The organism is Pedobacter sp. KBW01, from assembly GCF_003852395.1.
GTDB lineage: Bacteria > Bacteroidota > Bacteroidia > Sphingobacteriales > Sphingobacteriaceae > Pedobacter.
Genome location: NZ_QAJQ01000026.1, coordinates 91,278 through 113,155 on the forward strand (window position 1 = coordinate 91,278; position 21,878 = coordinate 113,155).

Below are 21,878 nucleotides of genomic sequence, written 5' to 3' on the forward strand. Positions count from 1 at the left end.
CAAAGGAGCCAACAACATAGCGACTTAAAGGGATCAGATTGTCTTTTTTCCTATTACATTATACTTCAGTGTTGAACAGCTATTAATCCGATGAATTTTTGGAAATATTATCTGCTGGCATAAGCCTTAGGATTAATACTTCTTTTGACCAAGATCTTTCTTAAAAGATATACAAAAATAAAATAAGCCATAATGCTTTCTCTGCTCCTATTCGAGGGATGCAAAAAAGAATAAAATAATGAAAAATCACACAATCGATTGTACCGATCAATACAATCGATTGTGTGGTTCTTATAGCGGATAACAGGGTGGTTCACTGATTGTTTTACATCATATTTTAAGTTAGTTTCGGTCTATTTGAAACAAAAAACCGAACTGATTTATGCGAAAATTCCATTATTTAATTTTACTCTTACTTCCTTTAAACCTTCTAGCCCAGCAGTTCAAGCCTGTACAGGATTTGATTAAACGAAGAGTGCCATGGCTAGAAAATCAAATTGTTTTTAAGTCTCTTAAAAGCAATCAGAGAGACCTTATCGAATTACAAAGCATAGGAAACAAAGTGGTCATTAGTGCTTCTGGCCCCAATGCTGCTGCAGTTGGGTTAAATTGGTATTTAAAATACTTTTGCCATCGTTCTATGTCGCATATGGGAGATAACCTTGCTCCTGTATCGCCAATTCCAGCAGTAAAAAATGTAATCACTCTTGAGGCACCGGCCCAATACCGCTATGCTTTAAACTACTGCACCTATAATTATACCATGAGTTTTTATGATTGGAAAGACTGGGAACATGAGCTCGACTGGATGGCTTTGAATGGTGTAAATCTAATGCTTACGGTAACCGGGATGGAAACCGTGTGGCAAAATACATTAAAACAAATCGGATATTCTAATCAGGAGATTGATGATTTTTTAGTTGGCCCAGCCTATACCGCATGGTGGCTTATGGGAAACATACAAGGCTGGGGAGGCCCGATGCCCCAAAGCCAGATTGATGGGCGTAAAATACTGCAGAAAAGGATAATAGAACGAATGAGAGCATTCGGAATAGAACCTGTACTTCAAGGTTTTTATGGCATGGTTCCAAGCTCTTTGAAAAGCAAATCTAAAGCTGCAATCATCGATCAAAAGACCTGGGGAGCATTCAAGCGTCCGGACATCTTAACTCCAGGCAACCCTGACTTTTCCAGGATTGCAGCAATATATTATAAAGAACTGCAGCAGGCATACGGCAAAAATATCCGTTTTTTTGCTGGTGATCCATTTCATGAAGGTGGGATTACCGATGGTATAGATTTAAGGATGGCAGGCCACTCTATTCAGGTTGAAATGCAAAAGAGTTTTCCTGGATCAACCTGGATTTTGCAGGGTTGGCAGGACAATCCCAAGCAACATATGTTAGAAGGGCTCGATAAATCGCATATACTTGTGCAGGAATTATTTGGAGAATTCACCAATAATTGGGAGAAAAGAAATGGCTACGATGCTACACCATTTATCTGGTGTGTTGTCAATAATTTCGGCGAAAGGCCGGGTCTATATGGTAAGTTACAGCGTTTTGCAGACGAGGTTAACCGCATTGAAAAAAGCCCGTACCAAAACCTTTTAAAAGGCGTGGGGATTATGCCTGAAGGACTTAACAATAACCCTCCGGTTTACGATCTGATGTTGGAACTCGGTTGGAGAAAAGACCACGTAGATGTTAAAAAATGGTTGACCAATTTCACAAGATATCGCTATGGGGGTTCAAACAACCATATTGATGACGCCTGGCAGGGTTTTCTTGAAACAATCTATCAAAGTATTCCGGGTTATCAGGAAGGGGCTAGTGAATCGGTATTTTGTATCCGTCCGGCCTTGGATTCCCTGCCCGTATCCCACTGGGGAACGCGGCTAAGGAATTATGATGCCGTGAAATTTAAAAAAGCTGCCTTGGAGTTTGCAGAAGCAGGTCCTGAATTTCAGCATTCAGACACTTATCAGATTGATCTGATTAACCTCATGAGGCAAATATTGGCCAATGATGGAGAACTTGTTTTCAAGGCAATGACAAAGGCCTACAAGGAAAAGAATACTAAACAATTTAAGTTATTCTCTGATCAGTTCCTCAATATGATTCGTTTAACAGACGAACTGTTATCCACTCATCCTTACTATCAGTTGAATACATACAAAATCCAGGCTTTGAATCTTGGAAAAACCAAACAGGAGAAGGAATTGAATATCAAGAATGCCATGATGTTGATTACCTATTGGGGCGAAAATGTGCGCAACGAGGATAATCTCCATGAATATGCTTATAAGGAATGGGGAGGATTAATGAAGGACTTTTATCTGGTAAGATGGGAGATGTATATAAACTACTTGAAGGGCAACCTAGAGGGTAAAACCATGCAGGCTCCTGACTTTTTTATCTGGGAGCGCGCATGGGTAAATCAAAATCTGGAGATAAAGGCCGAAAGCCAGTCTAAACCTTTAAACCAGATAGTTGCTGAAATTCTAAAATTGAAAATAGATGCTCAATAGCCGGATACGGCTTATCTGCTACAATATTCCTATTGTCTAGAACGACTACAGGAATATTGTATCTTTTGAACTCTTCGAACTGCCCGGCATCCTCGGTAGATTTGGTAACAGCAATCAATATACCATCTACCCGATGGTTTTTCATATTATTAAGGATTTGTTTTTCCCGCTCAGGGTCTTCAAATGACTGAGCGAAAATTACATTATAATTTTTACGGTGTGAGTAACATTCTATTTCGCTCAAGGCAGTACAATAAAAAGCTTCTGAAATATCGGGTAGTACAATTCCTATGGTAAAAGTTTTTCCTTGCTTAAGAAATACTGCATTTTGATTGGGATGATAGTTTAGTTCTTTGGCTATTTTATTAACCCTCATTGTGGTAACCAGACCAATGCTTGGATGTCCGCGAAGTGCTCTGGATACAGTTGATGGATCGATATTTAGTCGTCTGGCTATATCTTTGATTGTTGGAATCTTTTCCATTTTCTGCTTAAATTAGAGTAAAACTTAGGACTAACTATTTTTAAGATGGAATTGGCATCCTGTCCACTATTTTTTTTCCAGTCCCGGAACCCAACTGGGTTGCCACTTGTACTATCCCAAATCCATTGTGGTTGACCAGTAGTAGTAGTAGTAGTAGTATAATAGGTGTTATGATCGATAGTGTTTCCGCTTCCTGTTGAGCTATATTTATGAATCAGCAGGTCTTTAGGCCGGGCGTAGATCAGATTATTTTTTATTACATTGTTGTAGCAGTGTTCGGTTAGCCTGAGTTCCCCTTCAACTTCATTTGAATAGCCTAAGTCTTTATTATTACAATAAATGGTATTGTTGACCACAAAACAATTATAGGTGCCACCACCTGTGTAACCAACATATCCGCCCAGGTAAATCCCGGCAAGCGAACAGCCAGAAACAAGGTTATTCCTAACGGTACATTCCTGGGTTGGAAAGTTGTTGGTCTCGCTAACGATACCGATTCCACGACCACAATCTTTTATCAGGTTTCTTTCTACAATGATATTCCTGGCACCATCAACGTAAATCCCGATAGCCCCATTGTGGTCTTTGAAAGCTGGTATTGGACCAGTTTTACCATCAAGATTGAACACTTCATTATCTGCGATAATACCATTACGTGCATAATTATATGCTGGGTTGATATTAGCTGCGTAACCACCAGCAGCCACAATCCCTATGTTTTCGCCATTATAAACCTTATTTTTTCTGACTTCAAAACCATCTACATAACCATTTATCGTTATGTTCTCACTATAGCCTGTATTACAGTCAAAAATTTCGTTTTCTTCTACTAAAATTTTTGTCATGACAACAGCCGTATTTCCAATCACGTGTATACCATGCCCGCTTCTGCCCATTTCAGCCGAAGCATTATTTTCAATATTGTATATTTTGTTCTTTCTTAAGGTAATGTTGCTTGAACCAGCCTTTACTGCTATACCATCCACATTTACAAATGCTGCTGCACTTTTAAAATTGCAGATATCAAGTCTTTCAATAACGATATAGTTTACTCCGCTTACACTAACCAATGCCTCACTACCCGATACTGAAAGCCCTTCACCGCTTACAATCACACGCTCCATCCGATATGGCTTTAAAGTAATTACTTTATCTTTTTGCCCTCCTCTGGGGAAGTTCAGTTTCTCTTTATATGTCCCGGACCTCACAAAAACAGTAAAACCAGGTTTTACCAGCTCTAATCCTCTCTGAATGGTATTTACAGGTTCATTCAAGGTTCCATTATTTGAATTCTTTCCATTAAGCGCAACATAAATATCTCTGGCGGATGATGATTTTTCAGGATGGTCAGCCCCCCGCAAACTCCTATTGCCCTGTGCAGTCGAAACATTAAAGCATAGCAACATCATCACCAAAAGAAAGACATTCTTTAAATAAAATATTTTTGATATTTTCATGCTAAAACTCCATTAAGCAGCAGATTAAAGACAATATATCTTCAATCTGCTGTAGTATTTGTGTATTTTAAAGTTTTATTCGGATACGATTTTCCGGACACAATTATTGTTTCTATCCAGTACGTAAACAGTTCCATTCTTATCCACGGTAACTCCGGCAGGGGAACTGAAAGCGGCGGCTTTCCCAATACCATTTACATTCCCTGCAGTGCCGGAACCGGCAAAAGTGCTTACCTCATAGCTCAGTGCGTCTATATACCGGATACTCTGATCTGGATTGGAAAGACCTCCACCACCTGCTCCATTTCCAGCTATGTATAAATTATTTGTCCCATCGATAGACATACCCCAGGGTAAAGAAAATTTTGCGCTTTTCGCCGGTCCATCAAAATAGCCTGCCGTTCCTGAACCAGCAACAATACTCCCTGTCCAGCTACCAGTTAGAAATTTTTTAATCATATGATCACCATGTACAGTGACAAACAGATTGCCTGCATCGTCAAAAGCCATTGCTGAGGGGTAATTAAGGCCGCTAATGACCTGGGTGGTTACCCCTGAGGGCGTAAGCTGATAAACATTTCCAGGCGAATTACAGCTGGTATAAAATACGTTTCCACTTTTCTTATCAAAGGCCACACTCCAGGGCTCCTGATTGGCCCATGCAAGCAAAGTTGCCGTTCCATCTGGAGTTATTTTTCTGATATCCCAGTTACCGGGATCAACACTGTATAAATTCCCTTTGTCATCAATTGTTAAACCGTAAGGAAGACTAAACTTAGCAGCGGTTCCTTTCCCATCCTGATAACCGGCATTACCTGGGTTACCTGCAAAAGTGGTGACATTTCCATCTTTATCAATTTTCCGAATGCATTGGTTACCTACATCGGTAACATATACATTCAGGTTATTATCAACGACAATACCACTGCAACGGTACCAGGATTGACCACTAAAATTAAACTTGGCGTCAGTGCCCTGCCCATTTGCAAATCCGGCAACCCCAGATCCTGCAAGGGTGGTCACGGTTCTCATGTATTCATAAATAAAGGGCGTTTTACTTGTGGTACTTTTACCTCCAATTGTAACAGTAATCACACCCGAACCTGCTTTTTTTGGCACGACAACCATCAACTGTTCCCCATTAACACCTATCACCTTTAATGATTTTCCATTCAGGCTAACCTTAACCTGTGAGGTATCTGTTGTAAAATTACTTCCGTTGATCAGAATTTCTGTGCCACCACTACCTTTTTCAGGAAGGATTTGAGTAATTGTTATCGGTGAGGATGCATCGTGTGTAAAACCTTTTTCTTTTTTGCAGCCTGTAGTCACCACCACCAAAACAGCAATAATGAATAGGCATGCATTTATATATTTTTTCATAATCTTATATGTATTAATAAATAATGAATTTCATCACCAACCTGGATTTTGAACCAATGAAGCATTTTTATCGATGTCGCTCTGCGCAATTGGAAAAAGGTACATCTTATCATTCCACACCCGGGTTTGCAATAATGTACGTTTGTTAAAATCTGCAAAAGCAAATCCTTGGTTGCCATCATTTGTGATGGTATTCATCCTGTAAATGGTTTGCACCTTAGTATCTCCCATCATCAGTCTTCTGATAAGTGTAAAATATCGGTCGCCCTCAAATGCCAATTCCACCTGTCTTTCCTGCAGGATGCGTTTTCTCATTTCAGCTTGATTTCCTACCGAAGAGGGATAAACTGTTTGTAAATCAGGAAGGCCGCCACGCTGCCTTACCAAATTCACATATTTTAAAACATCCGGGTTACTGGGCTCAACCTCATTTAAGGCCTCAGCGTAATTCAGGTACATTTCTGCAAGGCGTAAATGAATAAATGGGCGATAAACAGCTGAGTTTGTTCTAATATTCGATGCAGGGCTTACATTTTTTAAAACATCGTAACCGGTAATGTCACCATTGTTATTCACACCTACTCCTGATTTTCCTGAATAATAAAACTCCGCTCTTCCGGTTCCATCTTTGTTCGCATCAGATGAAAAGAAATTCCGGTCATCCTGTGTAGGTGCTGGCAAAACAGGCTTACCGTTATATTGGATGCTTACATAAAACCTAGCTTCACGATTGGCGTACATGTTGGAATTTCCTTTAATATATCCCCTGTTTAACCCGTCCTTGGATTTACCCCAGTTAGCAGGGTCATCAAATTGAACAAATCCAGTTTCAACATATTGTGACAATGGATCATCGATTGTCCTTCCGTTACGCATATAAAAAGCATCAACAATATTCTGGGTGGCATTTTGCATGTTATACCCTCCCGGATTCGGCGCACAACGCACCTCATGCCCCCACTGCCATGAGTTTGCCATATTGGTTGAAAATAAAATTTCTGCGTTCCAATTTGTAAGAAACAAATTACGGAAAGAGAGATACGGATCAAACTGGCTATCGCCCTCATCCAGATTTGTGAAAAGCCTGTAGCCTGGCAGATCTATTACTGCCTTAGCCGCATTGGCAGCTGCCCACCATTTATTCAAATCATACTGAGATGGTGCTAAAGCTGTTCCATCATGATTTTTCAGACCTGCAAACATGGGGTTTCCGTTCCATAATGGACTGGCAGCTAATAAGGTTAACTGAGATTTAACGGCAAGACATGAGGCTTTATTAGCCCTTCCATAATTTGATGAGGAAGACCACGTAGCTGGCAAATTAGTGGCCGCCCTGTCTAACAAATCACTAATGTATGCTACACAGTCATTAAAGGGTACACGAGGATACTTATTATAGTCTTCATTAAGACTTAACTGCTCGGTAATTTTAACAAATGGGCCGTATTGCCTTAACAACTTCCAATAAAACCAGGCTCTTAAAAATAGGGCTTCAGCCTTATATTGTTTCTTTAAATCAGCACCAATTATGGACTCAGACATCTTGTCTATGTTTTGTTCAAAGACAATACTTTGCCTGATTCCTGCATAATCCTGTCCCCAATAATACCAATAATTACTTTGTGCATTCCAGTTTCCGGAAGTCAATTGCCTAACGTTCACTCCTGCAATACTGCAAGAAGTTTCATCACTTGCCCCCAGCATCGTATAATCATCATCAGGAATACCAATACGACCATAAATCTGGTTTAGGTACCCTTCGGCATTTGCTCTGGTTTCCCACAGCATGTCCGAGGTTAGTAGGTTATCTGGTGCTACATCCAAATATTTACAGCCCAGGCCAGACAACAACAAGAACAATCCTATGCTGCCTGAAAGAATATTTTTAAATATATTATTCATCTTAATCATTGTTAAATGGTTATTAAAACTGAGCTCTCACACCAAAAGTCGCCATCCTGGTAATGGGATATTTCGCCCCATTAGATCCCAACTCTGGATCCCATATCTTAAATTTGCTGAAAGTCAAAAGATTCTGTCCAGAAGCGTAGAAGTACAAAAGAGGAAACCCTGCTTTTTTTAATCTTTCTGAACTAAGTGTATAACCAACTGAAGCTTGTTTTAAACGGACATAAGAACCGTCTTTTAGCCAATGGGTACTGCTGAGATAGTTGTTATCGGAAAGCGAGCCTACGGATAAACGGGGATAATATGCATCCTGACGTGGATTATCTATTGTCCACCTGTCCAGCACCTTTGCCATGGTATTGTTGGGATATTGCCCAAGCCCCGAAAAGGGCACGACTCCTACTCCATCTACCCCTGCACCATTTCCGTAAATGCCTGATCCGTTTGCCATGATTCCTACATCTGCAACTCCTTGAAAGAACAAAGACAAATCGATTTTTTTGTAGGCTACAGAGAAACCTGCACCAAATAGCCAGGAAGGAAATGGAGATTTCCCTAATCTTCTTGCATCATAAGCATCAATAACATTGTCACCATTCTGATCAAGATAGCGGATATCACCAGGTTTTACCACACCAAATTTTTGTACTGGTCGTGAATCAATATCTGCTTGATTGGTATAGTAGCCATCAGCTATATAACCTAGGAATTCATTCTGGGCGAAGCCTGCCTTATTTTGATAAGCGTATTTCCTCGCGGGCTCATCAGCGAAAATGATTTTATTTTTGCTGTAAGTAACGTTTCCAAATACCCTTAACGCTACCTTACCAATCTGATCATTATACTCAATGCTCGCATCCATACCACGATTACTCATCTCTCCGATATTAGCATATACCGGGGTTCCCTCTAATCCAACTATCGAAGAGATGGACTCGCGCATGATTAAAATATTCTTACGCCGCTCATCAAATCCATCAACAATAAGATTCAACTTATTAAACAAACCTATTTCAAGACCGATGTCTCCTTTATATGATTTTTCCCAGGTTAGATTTTCTACCCCTATCAAATTTTCTGTTAAACCACCGTTCCATGTACCGTTTAAACCAAACCCGGTACTTGAACCTCCCCCGATTTGCGTTAGATACGGAAATCTATCTCCCCTGCCAATATTATCATTCCCCACAACGCCATAAGAACCACGAAGCTTTAATAAGGTAAATGTATTGGCCAATGGTTTAAAAAAACGCTCGTTAGAAATCACCCACCCTCCTGATAAAGAGGGGAAAAGACCAAATTTACTTCCCTTTTGAAAATTTTCAGACCCGGTATAACCGGCATTCACTTCCAAAAGGTATTTATCCATATAGCCATAGGTGATTCTACCGGCCAGACTCTGATTACGAAAAGGAATAGCATTGATTACATCCCCTGCAGTACTTTTAAGCCTGTTTCTCATATTATATAGAAACATGGCACCTATACGGTGATTGCTGAAAGTTCGGTCATAGTTCAAATTTCCCTCCAGGTACATGATTCTTTCACCATCGGAACCTTGGCTATAGCCTAAAAACTGTTGTCCTATCCTGTTTTGTACAAACATCAGTTCACCATTACCATCACGACCTATGGCCAGCCAGTTATCATTAACACCTGATCTCCTATTATTGAAATCTCCATAACTATCAAAAGAGAACCTTGCATAGGATGACAGACCAGGGGTGAGTACATCTAACTTTTGGGTTACCGTAAATACAGATTGTACAGCAGGTCTGAATTCATCGGAATACCCATTGTTTTGTACTGCATTTAGTGGATTAATGCCTCCATTTGGTGTTGGACCAGCCCATTTTCCATCTGGATACCTTGTTGGAAATGCAACAGGTGTCGTGGCATAAGACTGGTACCATAGACTGCCTGCACTAATTCCCGGATATCGCGCATTAACCAACATTGCACCAATATTCAGTTGCAAAAGTGTGCTACTAGTAACATTGACATCGATGTTACTTCTAAAGTCATAACGTTTAAAATTTAGATTAGGATTGTAACCATTTAACTTCTCAACTTTATAAGGCCCTGTTTGGTTGTAAAATGAACTGGAAATATAATACCGTACCGTTTCGGTACCACCATTTATATTTAAGTTTGCGTTGGTTAAAGTAGAATGATCTTTATAAACCTCATCTATCCAGTTTACATTTGGGTATAAATATGGGTCAAGGCCACTAGCTGTTTTCTGAATTTGTTCATTTGAAAAATTAGGTAATAATCCCATGTTGGTCCTGGCCTCATTAAACAACTGCATGTATTGAATTCCATCCAACATTTCAGGTCTTTCCGTAAAACCGGCTATTCCAGTTTCTGCTTTTAAGGATATTTTTGGTTTACCGGCTACCCCTCTTTTTGTCGTAATAATTAAAACTCCATTGGCGCCTTTTGCACCGTACATGGCTGTAGAAGAAGCATCTTTAAGCAGGGAAATACTGGCCACATCTTCAGGATCTATATTATTAAAAGAGCCTCCGAAGGCACTATTAACATCATCACGCTGCACACCGTCTATAATAATAAGAGGTGATGTACTTCCGGTAAAAGTCCCCAGTCCACGAATGGTGAATTGAGAATTATCATAACCTGGTTCGCCGCTGGACTGCATGGAAATAACACCCGCTACTTTACCCGCCAAGGCATTGGAAAGACTCGCTACAGGCGTTCTCATATCAGCCATATTCACAGAACTGATAGAACCAGTTACAGTAATCTTTTTCTGAGTGCCGTAACCGACGACCAAAACCTCAGACAATTCGTCCACTGCTTCTGTGAGTATTACATTTAAGACTGTCTGACCATTTACAGAAACTTCCTTTGTCGTAAAACCGGTGGACGAAAAGATAAGTACAGAATTTGCCGAGGTAACTGCGATACTAAAATCTCCATTATTATTTGTACTGCCCCCACCAGGTTCACCTTTTATCCGAACTGTTACACCCGGAATTCCTAGTCCTTTGCTATCCACAACGCGGCCACGTATGTCAATTGTCCGCAGGGCTAATTTTCCTTTTAAAGAAATTTCTGTTTTTTCTTTGAGGACAACTGTATGGTCTTCTATGGTATAGGATAATGGCTGGCCTTGAAATAGTTTATCCAGAACATCGTCCAGCAACGCTTCTTTAACATTTATATCGACGGGCTTCGCATTTTGCAATAATTCATCCGTATAGATAAAATCATAATTACTTTGCTTTCGTATTTCCTTAAAAACACTTTTAAGGGATACTTTCTTTTTAGAAAGAGTAATCCTTTGGGCAAAACCTGCTGCACTCACCTGCATTATGGTTGCTATTAGTATTACGGTAGTAAATCGCATAATCAGCAGTAGTTTATTGACATGCCTTTTGGGTACACCAAGTTCATTAGTATAATTTTTATACATTTGTTAGTCTGGTTATTCGCAGGTTAACTGTGATCCTAAAGAATCTAAAGTTTTCTGCGGGTTAAAGTTGGTTAAATCGCATTTATTGACTAAGTAATCCAGGCATTGGCCAGTTGTGTTGCAAGCACTTCTGGCTTTTTTCTTTTTAAGATTACTTCATAAGTTAAGTTGTTATTTGGTAACTATAATCCTCCTTTCTTCTATTCTAAAGTGAATCTTATTGGTTAATTCTAATTTTCGGAGTACTTGGGAAACATTACTGAAACGGCTAACAGTACCACCAAATCTATCTTTAGGTTTATCGCCTTCAAATACAACATCGACGTCATACCATCGGGCAATCTTCCTCATTACTGATTCTATGTCTTCGCTTTCAAACATAAAATACCCATTTTTCCAAGCTAAGACCTCATCAATATTAGCTTCAGAAATGGACAGTCCATTGGGGCCTACTATAGCCTGCTCACCAGGAAGAAGGACTTTTTTTGTTCCTGCTGATATAACCTGTACAGATCCTTCAATCAATGTAGTTTTGGTTTGCGGTTCATCTGAATAGCTATTTACATTAAAGTGTGTACCCAACACTTTTATTTCCTGGTTACCGGTTACTACGATAAATGGTATCCTTTGCTTCACTTCTTTATCCTTCATCAGCACTTTTGCCACCTCAAAATATGCTTCCCCCTTTAACAACACACGTCGCTCTTTAAGGCCTGCAAATGAAGCAGGATAAGTCAAGACTGAAGCCGCATTTAGTAAAACTCTACTTCCATCAGGCAATATAACCTGGTACTGTCCCCCCTTTGGTGTTTCTATTGTATTAGGTGATGCCTCGCCGGTTTTACCCGGTTTTACGCTATAGATTATCTTTCCATTAGCAAGTTTGGTTACCACCACGTTACCCAGCGCAGCCAGTTGCCCATTTTTTGCATCGGTAAGGATTATTTTTCTGCCATTCGCCAATGTAAGTATTGCCTTACTACCACCGGGGGCTATATCCCGAACTAAGTCACTTGTATTCTTTTGCTTGGAGAAATAATAGAAAGTTCCTATGCTCAATGTAATTAGGATGGCTGCAGCAGCCGCAATTTTCCGCCAATATGAAACCTGCAGTGAGAGGGCTGAAGTTTTATTGTTTTCTTCGGTAATGGTGTTTTGTATTTTATCGTGAAGCCCGGAAATTACTTCAACTGGCATTTCCGTTTGATGGTTGCTATTTACCAATGCCGCTGCATCTTCAGTAATTACAAATTCCCATTCACTTTTATAACTTCCCTCCTCAATCAGCTTAAGTACCTTTTCAAGTTCTGTTTTACTACATTGATTGTTTAAATACTTTATAAATAGCTGTATGATCTCGTTGTTCAATTTTTCCTTCATTTGTAACTAATACAAATGGTGACAACAATACATCTACTGTGATGAAAAAAAAATAATTATTTTGTAACAGCTGCCATTAAGAGCAGAACGGCAGTTCGTAAGGAGATAAAACCTCTAATAGTTTTAAGAGCTTTAACCATTTGACTATTAACGGTACTTTCAGAAATACCCAATTCTATTGCAGCTTGTTTATAAGTAAGCCCTTGAATCCGGCAACGAATAAAGACTTCTTTCCTTTGTGCAGGCAAACTATTTATTGCTTCCATGAATATCGAACTGCTTTCAGTATAGTCGATCAGGTGCTCGGTAACATTCTCTTTGCTGATTGTGTTTTTTTTCAACTCCTCCATAATGCTCACTTCATGTTGTGCACGTCTTAACAGATTAAGCAGGTGCCTGCGGGCAATCGTATACAAATATGGCTTAAATGGTTGCTCACAATCAATTTTCTCACGATTTTCCCAAACCTTAATAAAAGTATCATGCACAACATCCTCGGCTAGTGGTGATGACTTAGCCGTCCTTAAGACAAAATAATTTAATTGTTTAACATGTAAATAATACAGACTACTTAGGGCATCGGTATCTCCTTGCGCGAGAAGACTAAGCAGTTTTTTTTCACTGTACTCTTTATAAATGCTCATTTGGTTTGGTTAAAAATTCTAAACTACAAAAATTAACAGAAATTGTACCTGCTAAGAGGTAAATACCTCCGCCGTGTTATTTTTAGAACTAGCCGCTCCATTCATATTAAAATATTTTACGGAAACCTCACCGTTTTGTTGAGTTGAATCCTCAAAAGTTGAAAATAAGCAAAACGAAAAATTCAAAAGATAATGAAGGTTTTGTATTCGCTCTATCCAACGGAATTGCCAGAGATTTAGCTAAATCAATTACTGGACACCAGGCAAAGACATATCTCACTCCAAGAAACTTAAAAGCTGTAAATATATAGGCCAAAGAGATCAGGGAGGGTTGATCCTTTTCGTTTTCATTAAAATGTCTTTCCAACGAAAATTATAATGCACTAAAATCAGCAAGATCATCACTAGAACTTGGTTAGCTTTTCATCACAGCTACACGAATAGCACACTTTCCGTTACAGATAGTACTTTCAGCATGATTTAAACAAAATAAGAATATTTAATTTAGTGAGCCTTAAATTCCTATATGAAAAACATTATTAACTGCGTTATTATTGACGATGATCCGTTTGCAATTAAAGTAATTGCCAATCACATTGCAGAAATCCCTAGGTTACAGATTTTACAAACCTATACAAATCCAATTAAAGCACTATCTGAGATAAACAGTTTAAAAAATAAACTAGACCTTATTTTTCTTGATATCGATATGCCTGGGCTAACGGGGATCAATTTCGCCGAATCGGTGAGGCATTCTTTCCCGAATATTATCTTTACGACAGCCTTTGCCGAATATGCAGTAAAAGCTTTCGACCTACGAGCTAAACACTATTTATTAAAACCCATTGACCTTGATATCTTTTCCCAAAAGGTATACACGGTGTTACTTGAATGTTTTGATAATCCTTTGGATGAAGACAATGATGCATTTTATCTTAGGGTTGGAGAAAGGGGATATCGGGTGAAGGTTTTGAAAGAAGACATTATTTATATCCAAGCAGCAGGAAACTATCTACACATTTTTACTTCTGAAACACATTATACCATCTATTATTCATTGCAGGAGATGGTTCAAAAACTCTTGGGCAACACTAGATTTTTCAGGGTACATAAGTCTTACATCATAAATACCGACTATGTACATTCAATTCAAGGGAACACCATACACCTGCAGAAGTATGATGTACTCATGACTGTTCCTTACAAAGCTGATTTTGTCCGGTACCTAGAAGACAACACCCTACTCTTTAGAAAATAGAGAATCCTTAATAACAAGCTACCGAAAAGTTGCTATGGTATCCGTTGATGTTGTGGTAACAATGGTCATTGTTGTTTCTGTAGGATCAGTACTTATTTTCCTTATCATATTCATTGATCGAAAAGTAAATACCGTTTTTTTGGTCAGTTTAGGAGAGAGCTGTTTTTTCATAAAACCAATTTACTAAAAACATAAGATAAATAAGAATTTATTCAATAGCTATGTTAAGTCATATTACTTATACTAAAGTCCCTTTTAACGTAAAAACTGGTCTTGAAAATCCTAAAAAGACATATTATTGGCATATACTGGCATGGTTACTTTTGATCACTTATGAGCTATACACAATATCATTTGCGATGGGAATAGTCGCTAAACTGGATCGTATTGTGACTCACTATGTGATCAACATCTTCTTTTTCTACCTTACTTCGTTATGGGTAATTCCTTACTCTCTGAGATATGGCAAACAATGGGTTTGGAGACTTCCCATTTTTTTGGCTGCAGCGTTCTCTCTATTAATTATAAGCAAAGGACTACTAGATCTCTCTTTCAAACTTATGGATAAAGATCTCGGAAGAGCATTAAACTTCAATGCCAGGTATATTGGGGGTGCCGCTTGGAGAAGCCTGTATTTCCTAGCATTAGCCTTTCTTTTCTATTACTTCAGAACTTACGTCAAGGAAAGAGATATCCGCGAAAACCTCGAACGCCTAAGTCTTGAAAACCAGATTAAAGAGCAAAGGCTGCAACTTGAGTTAACTCAGGCTAAACTGGTTTACCTGAAAGCACAGATTAATCCTCATTTCCTTTTCAACACGCTCAATTACATCTTTAGCCTAATTCAAAAAAGTGAACCTAAAGCTGCTGAAGCTGTAGTGAGGCTTTCTAAAATAATGCGATTTGCGCTAGATGCTGAGCATGCTGAAGAAAATCCACCACTATCAATTGAAATAGCTCATTCAAAAAGCCTCATTGATCTTTGGCTAATACCAAAATCAGGAACAGCCTATTTAAATTTCAATGTCGATAGGGAGGTTTATAATTACCATTTTATCCACCTTGTTCTACTTACTCTACTGGAAAACATTTTCAAACATGGAAATCTAAGTGACCCATCAGCTCCAGGAATCTTTAACTTACTCATACGCAAAGATAAACTCGTAGTCGAAACAATTAATCTTATCAATACCGATATCAATAGTTCTGGGGAAAGCATAGGACTAGATAATTTGAAGGAGCGGCTTAATAGTGCTTATGGTTCTAAATGTTCCTTTTCTTACAAAAATACGCTGGAAGGATATTTCAGCGTACAGATTGAAGTAGAACTAGCTATACTGAAAAAGGTTAAACTTTAATCCGCTGATTATAAATTAAACAATATACTGATTCGTTAAGCTCCTGAATAAAAAAAGAAACATCCATTGGATCTCTGATATTTTACAGGCACAAAAGTGAATCTTAGTGAAAACCTTTTGCTGATATAGTCCCCTCCTGACCAAAATGTGCGTATATTTATTTTGGAGATGGCATATGGTAGCCAAATAATCATCAGTATATATGGAAAAATCATTATGGCGTAAACTGGTATACCTTTGGTGTACAGTAGAGGATAAGAACGGACTCACCCTACCCTTTTTGATTGGGGCAGAAAGAGAATTTGGCGATAGACAAAACTTTAGTCTAGATACCCTATTTGAGGAACTACAAGCTTCTTCACAGCCTTATATTATATCCAGATTTGACGATATAGAGGAATATGTTATTGGGCTCCCAAAGCGCGAATACCCATTCTTGAGTTCACTACCAAAATACGGGTCGCTATACATTAATACTCCTTTTCTTGAAGGCTTTGATTCCATTCTAAAAATTCAAGAACAGCTTTCAGCGATATATGAAGAGAATATTCAGAATAAAAAATATTCAAAAACAATAGGCTTCGAGTATTGGAGTGAGTTTGACGGAAATGATCAAAACAAGATAAGGACTGCAATGGAAATGTAGCGCTATAAAGGACAAAACTATAAATTTAAATACAAAAGTAAAATTTGCCATAAGCAGGAAAACCAGTCTTTTTTCCTCTCCGATCATCGGTTTTTTAAAACCACGTAAAGCTGATTCATGGTTAGTAACACTACTTATCTGTCTTTTAAGTAAAGCTATACGACCCCATTGCCTTCTCTTCTCCCTGTTTTTTTACTCTATCTTAAACTATCATCGTATAAATTAGGCCATAGCCAATAGCTAAAGCCGCTATCACTGAAATCAGCCAATACTCATTTGGTCCATCACCCGGCAACCCTGCATGAGAAACTTACCATCCAATCTGCCAATTGTTTTAGCGAGTGTAACTGGTAATAAAAAAAGACCAGTCATTTTTTACCCGATTTAAAACGCCGTTCGTCGAGAACTTACAGCCGTTGGTATAATACGGCCAAAACCGTTGCAACGTTTAGCACCTCCTAGCGTCTTATTATTAAAACATTCACAAATTATTCTAAAACTATAAAACAAAAATATTATGAAAACTTCAATTTCAACCCTAGCAAAATCTTTAATGGCAGCTGTTGTTTTAAGCACTTCAATTTTCTCTACAACTGTGATGGCTACCGAAAAACAACCTGTTAAAATCTCTGCTCCTAAAAACTTCGATAAAGTAGTAGTAAGCGGAAATGTAGAAGTAACCCTGATCCAAAACGGTAAAGAGGGTATTAGCTATGCTGATGACAATACTGGAAAAGTAAAGGTGATCCAGGATGGAACAGCTTTAAAAATCACTTCAGCGGATAACGAAGTGGCTAAAGTTACTGTTTATGTAAAAAGCATTTACCGCGTAATGGCCTCAGATGATGCAGTTGTAAAAACCGAAGGCAAATTAAACGTAACCAACCTTCAGGTATTTTTAAGCGGAAATGCAGTGGCCAAAATCGACTCGAAAACTGAAAGCTTATATACTGTTATTGCAGACCGTGCAGATTTAAAATTAAGCGGAACTACTCAAAACCATAGCCTGGTAATGGGAAGTACACCAAAATTAAACTTAGATCGTTTCGCAGCGGTAAATACAGAAATGAACACTCCGGAAGTTACAGTACAAACTGCAGCCTTATCAAAATAAACATTACAAGTTTTTAAAACAAGAAAAGCGACTTCGGTCGCTTTTCTTGTTTTAAATGAGACTTACTTAATAATCAGTATGGTTTTTGGATTGGAAGAAAGTTTAATGTAAACATGCTTTTCCGTTTTATAGGCTTTTATTTCTATGTCAAGTAAAATAGCCGACATCCCTTTTTCATCATATACCAACTGTCCCTCTATCAAGTCTTCAAGTTCATCAATGGTGATATACCTGCTAATCCGCACAACGGACTGTTTTTCTTTTGTTTCAATTATCTTCCTGGACATTCTCATCGTTCACAACCTTAAAGTGTTAAAAGATCTTTCGCAATTGTTTGCAGGCTATCGCTTACATTTTTACAATGTGCCAAATAATCAATTAAAAAATCATCCATTACAGATTAATCAAGCTGCTTCCTAAATCCTAACCAGTAAAACTTGTATAGATAAGGCTTAGTTGATCAATTATAGCGGCATTGAATGATTTATATGATTAAGATAGAAATCCCCATTTCCATACACTCCTCAAATTTTGACTATAACTGATGCTATTTTTGCTTTAAATCATCTAAACAATGAGTTTTGGGCAATCAATATTTTAAACCGTGAACTACATCGCAGTTTAGAAATAGTGAAAGAAGATTAAGCTTTTAGTCGCCAGATGCAACCATTTTTTGTTGTTAGCTTTTCAAGGTTTCCTTTAAGCACCAGGTCATTTAATAACTGTTCAGCCACGTTTCGTTTCACACCAGAGAGTTCGGTAAATTCTTTAGCAGTAAGCGAGATATATTTACCAAAAAGCGCTTCCCAGTCTTTACTATATCCTGTTTTGATGGCATCAGGATATAGCTTTAAAACCGCCATTTCATAATGGGTATAAGGCTTAGCTCCATAAATAAATTCTCTTTCTCCGTTATTTCCTTCAAAAAACAAGGAAGGAAACCCCCTCACACCGTATGCTCTGGCCGCTTTCAAATCTGCTTCGAAAGCTGTTTTTGCCGGACCTTCGAAATCTGATTTTAATTGTTCAATATCCAATCCTGAATTTTTAGCCGCTGTTGCCAGATGTTCCCATCTGGTAATATTCTTTTTCTGCATGAAAACCATTTCTCTTATGATCCTTAAAAACAAAATCGCTTTTTCATGATCTTGCAGTTGTGCTGCTTTAAAAGCAATTGATGGTGGATAAGAAGAATCGAGCGGGTCTTCCAGCCAAACATCACCATCAATTGGCATATCGTAATACGTACTTACTTCATCCCAATGATGCGCTACATCTGATGGCTTACTAATCCCCCCGCTATTATAGCTCCAATCAGGCAATAAACCACCCATACGATATTCAATTTCTACACTACTGCCATATTCCAGTTTTAGTTTTCTAAGCTGAGGTTCTATTCCCCAACAGGTAGAACAAATCGGGTCGGTAAAATAAATTACTTTAACGGGATTTACTTTCGCCACAACCTCAGTCGCATCAAATTCTTCAGCGCTAAAATCTGGCATTTCACAAATACCAGATTCAGGATTGCACAGCAATGGGTTATTTTTTATAGTGTTGTCTGACATGTTTTTAAGCTTATTCATTCGCTTGGGCAAATTTAAAATCCTGTCAGTTTACAAACGTTATCAGTTTCCAATTGGAAACTACTTACCCATTGGAAACTATCTGGAGTTTCTCTAGTTTTATAGAATAATTGGAAAATTAATTGAGATGAAGAAAAACCAGACGGTAAATAACACTAACATTTGTAAAGGAAGGATAACAGCCATTAAGGATACCATGGAGGTTTTATCGGGCAAGTGGAAGTTTCACATCCTGGGCACCTTGCTTGAAGGTGGTAAAATGCGTTTTATGGATTTGTTGCGCGAAATAGATGGCATAGCTGCAAAAATGCTTTCAAAGGAATTACAGGACATGGAAATGAATCAACTTGTTAGCCGTACTGTTTTGGATACCAAACCGATTACGGTAGAATATGAAGTTACCCAATATGGTAGCACACTGAAACCCATTATAGATGAAATTGCAAAATGGGGAACGGCTTATAGAAACGCCATGTATGAAAAAACAGATGCTTAACTGAAGTATAGATTTCAAGCCAGCACCAGGGCATTTAACCCCTTACTTTTCAAATACAACCATTTCGGGGTTTGCCCCTTTATTTACTAAAATGGCAGCAATCTCTTCTATCATCAAATCCGGACCGCAGATGTAAAACGGTTGATTAAAATCTTCGATATTGGCATTAATGAAAGCTTCGTTAATGCGTGCGTTTTCATAGCGGGTGGATGCCTGGCTACTCAGCAAAAACACAGCATCTTCGCCAAGAATTTCTGTTAACTCTTCATTGTAAATGATATCGGCTTCAGTTTTATTCGAAAAAAACAATTTATTGCCTTTTGCTTTTCCTTCCTGATGTAACTGCCTGAGTATAGCTATAAAAGGTGTAATACCCGCGCCACCTGCAATAAAACAACCTTCGCCCTTGTACTCAATGGCTCCCCATGAATCGGAAATCACTAATTGATCGCCAACTTTTAACTGCCCTATCTGATTGGTTACCCCGTCATGATCAGTATAGCATTTTATGGTGAATTCAAGATAAGGTTTATCTGCTAAAGCCGTAAAGGTAAATGGCCGCTTTTGCTCAACCCATTCAGGCTTATTGATGGATACATCGGCAGCATGACCAGGAACAAAATGGTAATTCTCCGGTTTATCAAAACGAAGACACTTTACATTATGTGTTACCTGCGATATTGCATTAATACTAACTGTAAATTCCATAACCTTTGTTTTTAGCTATTTAACATATCTGGCTGCTTTAACAGGCAGACATATATTGGTTGTTTTTCTATATAAAAATGCGAATAAATTTAATGGCTTTATGCATTTAAAGGGCGATAAGTGAATAAACGGTTTACATTTTCAATCAGACCAGTCATTTTTTGCCCGATTTAAAACGGCGTTCGTCGAGAAGTTACAGCCGTTGGTATAATACGGCCAAAACCGCTGAAACGTTTCTCCCCTCTTGCCGTCTTATTATTAAAACATTCACAAAATATTCTAAAACTATAAAACGAAAATATTATGAAAACTTCATTCTCAACCCTAGCAAAATCTTTAATGGCAGCTGTTGTTTTAAGCACTTCAATCTTCTCTACACCTGTTATGGCTACCGAAAAACAACCTGTTAAAATCTCTGCTCCTAAAAACTTCGATAAAGTAGTAGTGAGCGGAAATGTAGAAGTAACCTTGATCCAAAACGGAACTGAAGGCATTAGCTATGCTGATGACAATAGCGGAAAAGTAAAAGTGATCCAGGACGGAACAGCTTTAAAAATTACCTCGGCAGATAACCAGGTAGCTAAAGTTACTGTTTATGTAAAAAGCATTTACCGCGTAATGGCATCTGATGATGCAGTTGTAAAAACAACAGGTAAATTAAATGTAACTAACCTTCAGGTATTTTTAAGCGGAAATGCAGTAGCGAAAATCGACTCGAAAACTGAAAGCTTGTACACCGTTATTGCAGACCATGCAGATTTAAAATTAAGTGGAACAACTCAAAACCATAGCCTGGTAATGGGAAGCACACCAAAATTAAACTTAGATCGTTTTGCAGCTGTAAATACAGAAATGAATACTCCGGAAGCTGCCCAAAGAACTGCAGCTTTAGCAAAATAATTACCCGAAGATTTAATAACAAAAAAGCGGCCTTGGCCCATTCATGGTCGGAAGATTTTTCTTCCGACTTTTCACTTTAAGTGGCCCGGCCTTCATAAACAACTAACTACCACACATCTACCTCACTCTCCTCGCTTGTCTTTACACAACTTAACAACCGACAATCAATACGATAAGGCCATTTTTAAAGATCATAACATTAGCATAAAACAGCTGTTAGAAAAGTATCTAAATTATTTCAGCAGGTTCCTACGTTTATTATAATGCAGCAGATATGTTTTTTGCTGCTGCGGGGGCAAGATATGAACTCTCAATTAACCCTGAAACCTTATCCTGTCTTAGTAAAAACGTGGCTATTAACACTTCTCTCCGTTTCTCTGAAATTCCCAATCTTCTACCAAACTCAAGAAAATCGAGTTCATTAGGCGAATTATTTATTTTCCACTTTCCTGATCTGAAATCATCGGCAAAAAGCCCGCCCTCGAGTGCAAAATCTGGAACGTCAACATGTATCCTGGTATTCAAAAGATCATAGGCTGGGCTAAGTGTGAAATCACCGTGAGTAGTTTCCAACAACCCAAAATTTT

The 21,878-nt window shown here is 38.4% G+C and carries 18 protein-coding genes; 7 read left to right on the top strand and 11 right to left on the bottom strand.

Annotated elements, in window-relative coordinates; all coding sequences use genetic code 11:
- Positions 1–382 precede the first annotated feature (382 nt).
- On the top strand, positions 383–2,530 hold the full coding sequence (locus tag DBR40_RS21870; protein WP_124561865.1) for an alpha-N-acetylglucosaminidase: 2,148 nt from the start codon (positions 383–385) through the stop codon (positions 2,528–2,530).
- On the opposite strand, the gene DBR40_RS21875 is transcribed toward DBR40_RS21870, so the two are convergent.
- The 7 genes from DBR40_RS21875 to DBR40_RS21905 all read right to left on the bottom strand — a co-directional run bounded on the left by DBR40_RS21875 (position 2,472) and on the right by DBR40_RS21905 (position 13,225).
- Positions 2,472–3,014 (bottom strand): LacI family DNA-binding transcriptional regulator, encoded by a 543-nt coding sequence (locus DBR40_RS21875; protein WP_124561866.1) that lies wholly within the window; start codon positions 3,012–3,014, stop codon positions 2,472–2,474. The two genes, DBR40_RS21870 and DBR40_RS21875, sit on opposite strands and share 59 nt — an antisense overlap.
- Positions 2,984–4,471: a right-handed parallel beta-helix repeat-containing protein gene (locus tag DBR40_RS21880; RefSeq protein ID WP_124561867.1), complete on the bottom strand. Its 1,488-nt coding sequence runs from the start codon at positions 4,469–4,471 to the stop codon at positions 2,984–2,986. The genes DBR40_RS21875 and DBR40_RS21880 overlap by 31 nt, the downstream gene beginning before the upstream one ends.
- Positions 4,472–4,546: 75 nt before the next feature.
- Positions 4,547–5,854 (bottom strand): IPT/TIG domain-containing protein, encoded by a 1,308-nt coding sequence (locus DBR40_RS21885; protein ID WP_124561868.1) that lies wholly within the window; start codon positions 5,852–5,854, stop codon positions 4,547–4,549.
- A 33-nt stretch (positions 5,855–5,887) separates the two neighbouring features.
- Positions 5,888–7,756, bottom strand: coding sequence for a RagB/SusD family nutrient uptake outer membrane protein (locus tag DBR40_RS21890; protein ID WP_124561869.1), 1,869 nt, complete (start codon positions 7,754–7,756; stop codon positions 5,888–5,890).
- 22 nt (positions 7,757–7,778) lie between these two features.
- A complete protein-coding gene (locus DBR40_RS21895; protein ID WP_166209359.1) occupies positions 7,779–11,201 on the bottom strand; it encodes a TonB-dependent receptor in 3,423 nt (1,140 codons plus the stop codon).
- Positions 11,202–11,372: 171 nt separating this feature from the next.
- On the bottom strand, positions 11,373–12,581 hold the full coding sequence (locus DBR40_RS21900; RefSeq protein WP_124561870.1) for a FecR family protein: 1,209 nt from the start codon (positions 12,579–12,581) through the stop codon (positions 11,373–11,375).
- 56 nt (positions 12,582–12,637) lie between these two features.
- Complete coding sequence (locus DBR40_RS21905) at positions 12,638–13,225, bottom strand: RNA polymerase sigma factor (protein WP_124561871.1); 588 nt, start codon at positions 13,223–13,225, stop codon at positions 12,638–12,640.
- A gap of 526 nt (positions 13,226–13,751) precedes the next feature.
- Between DBR40_RS21905 and DBR40_RS21910 the strand changes: the two genes are divergently transcribed.
- The 4 genes from DBR40_RS21910 to DBR40_RS21925 all read left to right on the top strand — a co-directional run bounded on the left by DBR40_RS21910 (position 13,752) and on the right by DBR40_RS21925 (position 17,601).
- Positions 13,752–14,483, top strand: coding sequence for a LytR/AlgR family response regulator transcription factor (locus DBR40_RS21910; protein WP_124561872.1), 732 nt, complete (start codon positions 13,752–13,754; stop codon positions 14,481–14,483).
- A gap of 221 nt (positions 14,484–14,704) precedes the next feature.
- A complete protein-coding gene (locus tag DBR40_RS21915; protein WP_124561873.1) occupies positions 14,705–15,841 on the top strand; it encodes a sensor histidine kinase in 1,137 nt (378 codons plus the stop codon).
- Positions 15,842–16,043: 202 nt separating this feature from the next.
- The gene (locus tag DBR40_RS21920; RefSeq protein ID WP_124561874.1) at positions 16,044–16,487 is read left to right on the top strand and encodes a hypothetical protein; all 444 of its coding nucleotides are present in this window, start codon (positions 16,044–16,046) and stop codon (positions 16,485–16,487) included.
- A gap of 517 nt (positions 16,488–17,004) precedes the next feature.
- On the top strand, positions 17,005–17,601 hold the full coding sequence (locus DBR40_RS21925) for a GIN domain-containing protein (protein ID WP_124561875.1): 597 nt from the start codon (positions 17,005–17,007) through the stop codon (positions 17,599–17,601).
- A 62-nt stretch (positions 17,602–17,663) separates the two neighbouring features.
- Here DBR40_RS21925 and DBR40_RS21930 read toward each other — a convergent pair whose 3' ends face one another.
- The gene (locus tag DBR40_RS21930; RefSeq protein WP_124561876.1) at positions 17,664–17,888 is read right to left on the bottom strand and encodes a hypothetical protein; all 225 of its coding nucleotides are present in this window, start codon (positions 17,886–17,888) and stop codon (positions 17,664–17,666) included.
- A gap of 354 nt (positions 17,889–18,242) precedes the next feature.
- Complete coding sequence (locus DBR40_RS21935; protein ID WP_233603952.1) at positions 18,243–19,187, bottom strand: ClpXP adapter SpxH family protein; 945 nt, start codon at positions 19,185–19,187, stop codon at positions 18,243–18,245.
- Between the two features lie 127 nt (positions 19,188–19,314).
- Between DBR40_RS21935 and DBR40_RS21940 the strand changes: the two genes are divergently transcribed.
- Entirely contained in the window at positions 19,315–19,683 is a 369-nt protein-coding gene (locus DBR40_RS21940; protein WP_124561877.1) for a winged helix-turn-helix transcriptional regulator, read from the top strand.
- A gap of 42 nt (positions 19,684–19,725) precedes the next feature.
- Here the strand turns inward: DBR40_RS21940 and DBR40_RS21945 are convergent, their stop codons facing one another.
- Positions 19,726–20,391, bottom strand: coding sequence for an FAD-binding oxidoreductase (locus DBR40_RS21945; RefSeq protein ID WP_124561878.1), 666 nt, complete (start codon positions 20,389–20,391; stop codon positions 19,726–19,728).
- A gap of 303 nt (positions 20,392–20,694) precedes the next feature.
- Here DBR40_RS21945 and DBR40_RS21950 point away from each other — a divergent pair, with 303 nt between their 5' ends.
- Positions 20,695–21,291 (top strand): GIN domain-containing protein, encoded by a 597-nt coding sequence (locus tag DBR40_RS21950; protein WP_124561879.1) that lies wholly within the window; start codon positions 20,695–20,697, stop codon positions 21,289–21,291.
- Positions 21,292–21,549: 258 nt separating this feature from the next.
- Here DBR40_RS21950 and DBR40_RS21955 read toward each other — a convergent pair whose 3' ends face one another.
- Positions 21,550–21,864, bottom strand: a complete 315-nt coding sequence (locus DBR40_RS21955) for a hypothetical protein (RefSeq protein WP_158674108.1) — start codon at positions 21,862–21,864, stop codon at positions 21,550–21,552.
- Positions 21,865–21,878: the final 14 nt, after the last annotated feature.

What these genes read in the sequence shown, in the direction of transcription:
- DBR40_RS21870 (WP_124561865.1), top strand. Translation starts at nt 383, where the DNA reads ATGCGAAAATTCCATTATTTAATTTTACTCTTACTTCCTTTAAACCTT.
- DBR40_RS21875 (WP_124561866.1), bottom strand. Translation starts at nt 3,014, where the DNA reads ATGGAAAAGATTCCAACAATCAAAGATATAGCCAGACGACTAAATATC.
- DBR40_RS21880 (WP_124561867.1), bottom strand. Translation starts at nt 4,471, where the DNA reads ATGAAAATATCAAAAATATTTTATTTAAAGAATGTCTTTCTTTTGGTG.
- DBR40_RS21885 (WP_124561868.1), bottom strand. Translation starts at nt 5,854, where the DNA reads ATGAAAAAATATATAAATGCATGCCTATTCATTATTGCTGTTTTGGTG.
- DBR40_RS21890 (WP_124561869.1), bottom strand. Translation starts at nt 7,756, where the DNA reads ATGAATAATATATTTAAAAATATTCTTTCAGGCAGCATAGGATTGTTC.
- DBR40_RS21895 (WP_166209359.1), bottom strand. Translation starts at nt 11,201, where the DNA reads ATGTATAAAAATTATACTAATGAACTTGGTGTACCCAAAAGGCATGTC.
- DBR40_RS21900 (WP_124561870.1), bottom strand. Translation starts at nt 12,581, where the DNA reads ATGAAGGAAAAATTGAACAACGAGATCATACAGCTATTTATAAAGTAT.
- DBR40_RS21905 (WP_124561871.1), bottom strand. Translation starts at nt 13,225, where the DNA reads ATGAGCATTTATAAAGAGTACAGTGAAAAAAAACTGCTTAGTCTTCTC.
- DBR40_RS21910 (WP_124561872.1), top strand. Translation starts at nt 13,752, where the DNA reads ATGAAAAACATTATTAACTGCGTTATTATTGACGATGATCCGTTTGCA.
- DBR40_RS21915 (WP_124561873.1), top strand. Translation starts at nt 14,705, where the DNA reads ATGTTAAGTCATATTACTTATACTAAAGTCCCTTTTAACGTAAAAACT.
- DBR40_RS21920 (WP_124561874.1), top strand. Translation starts at nt 16,044, where the DNA reads ATGGAAAAATCATTATGGCGTAAACTGGTATACCTTTGGTGTACAGTA.
- DBR40_RS21925 (WP_124561875.1), top strand. Translation starts at nt 17,005, where the DNA reads ATGAAAACTTCAATTTCAACCCTAGCAAAATCTTTAATGGCAGCTGTT.
- DBR40_RS21930 (WP_124561876.1), bottom strand. Translation starts at nt 17,888, where the DNA reads ATGTCCAGGAAGATAATTGAAACAAAAGAAAAACAGTCCGTTGTGCGG.
- DBR40_RS21935 (WP_233603952.1), bottom strand. Translation starts at nt 19,187, where the DNA reads ATGAATAAGCTTAAAAACATGTCAGACAACACTATAAAAAATAACCCA.
- DBR40_RS21940 (WP_124561877.1), top strand. Translation starts at nt 19,315, where the DNA reads ATGAAGAAAAACCAGACGGTAAATAACACTAACATTTGTAAAGGAAGG.
- DBR40_RS21945 (WP_124561878.1), bottom strand. Translation starts at nt 20,391, where the DNA reads ATGGAATTTACAGTTAGTATTAATGCAATATCGCAGGTAACACATAAT.
- DBR40_RS21950 (WP_124561879.1), top strand. Translation starts at nt 20,695, where the DNA reads ATGAAAACTTCATTCTCAACCCTAGCAAAATCTTTAATGGCAGCTGTT.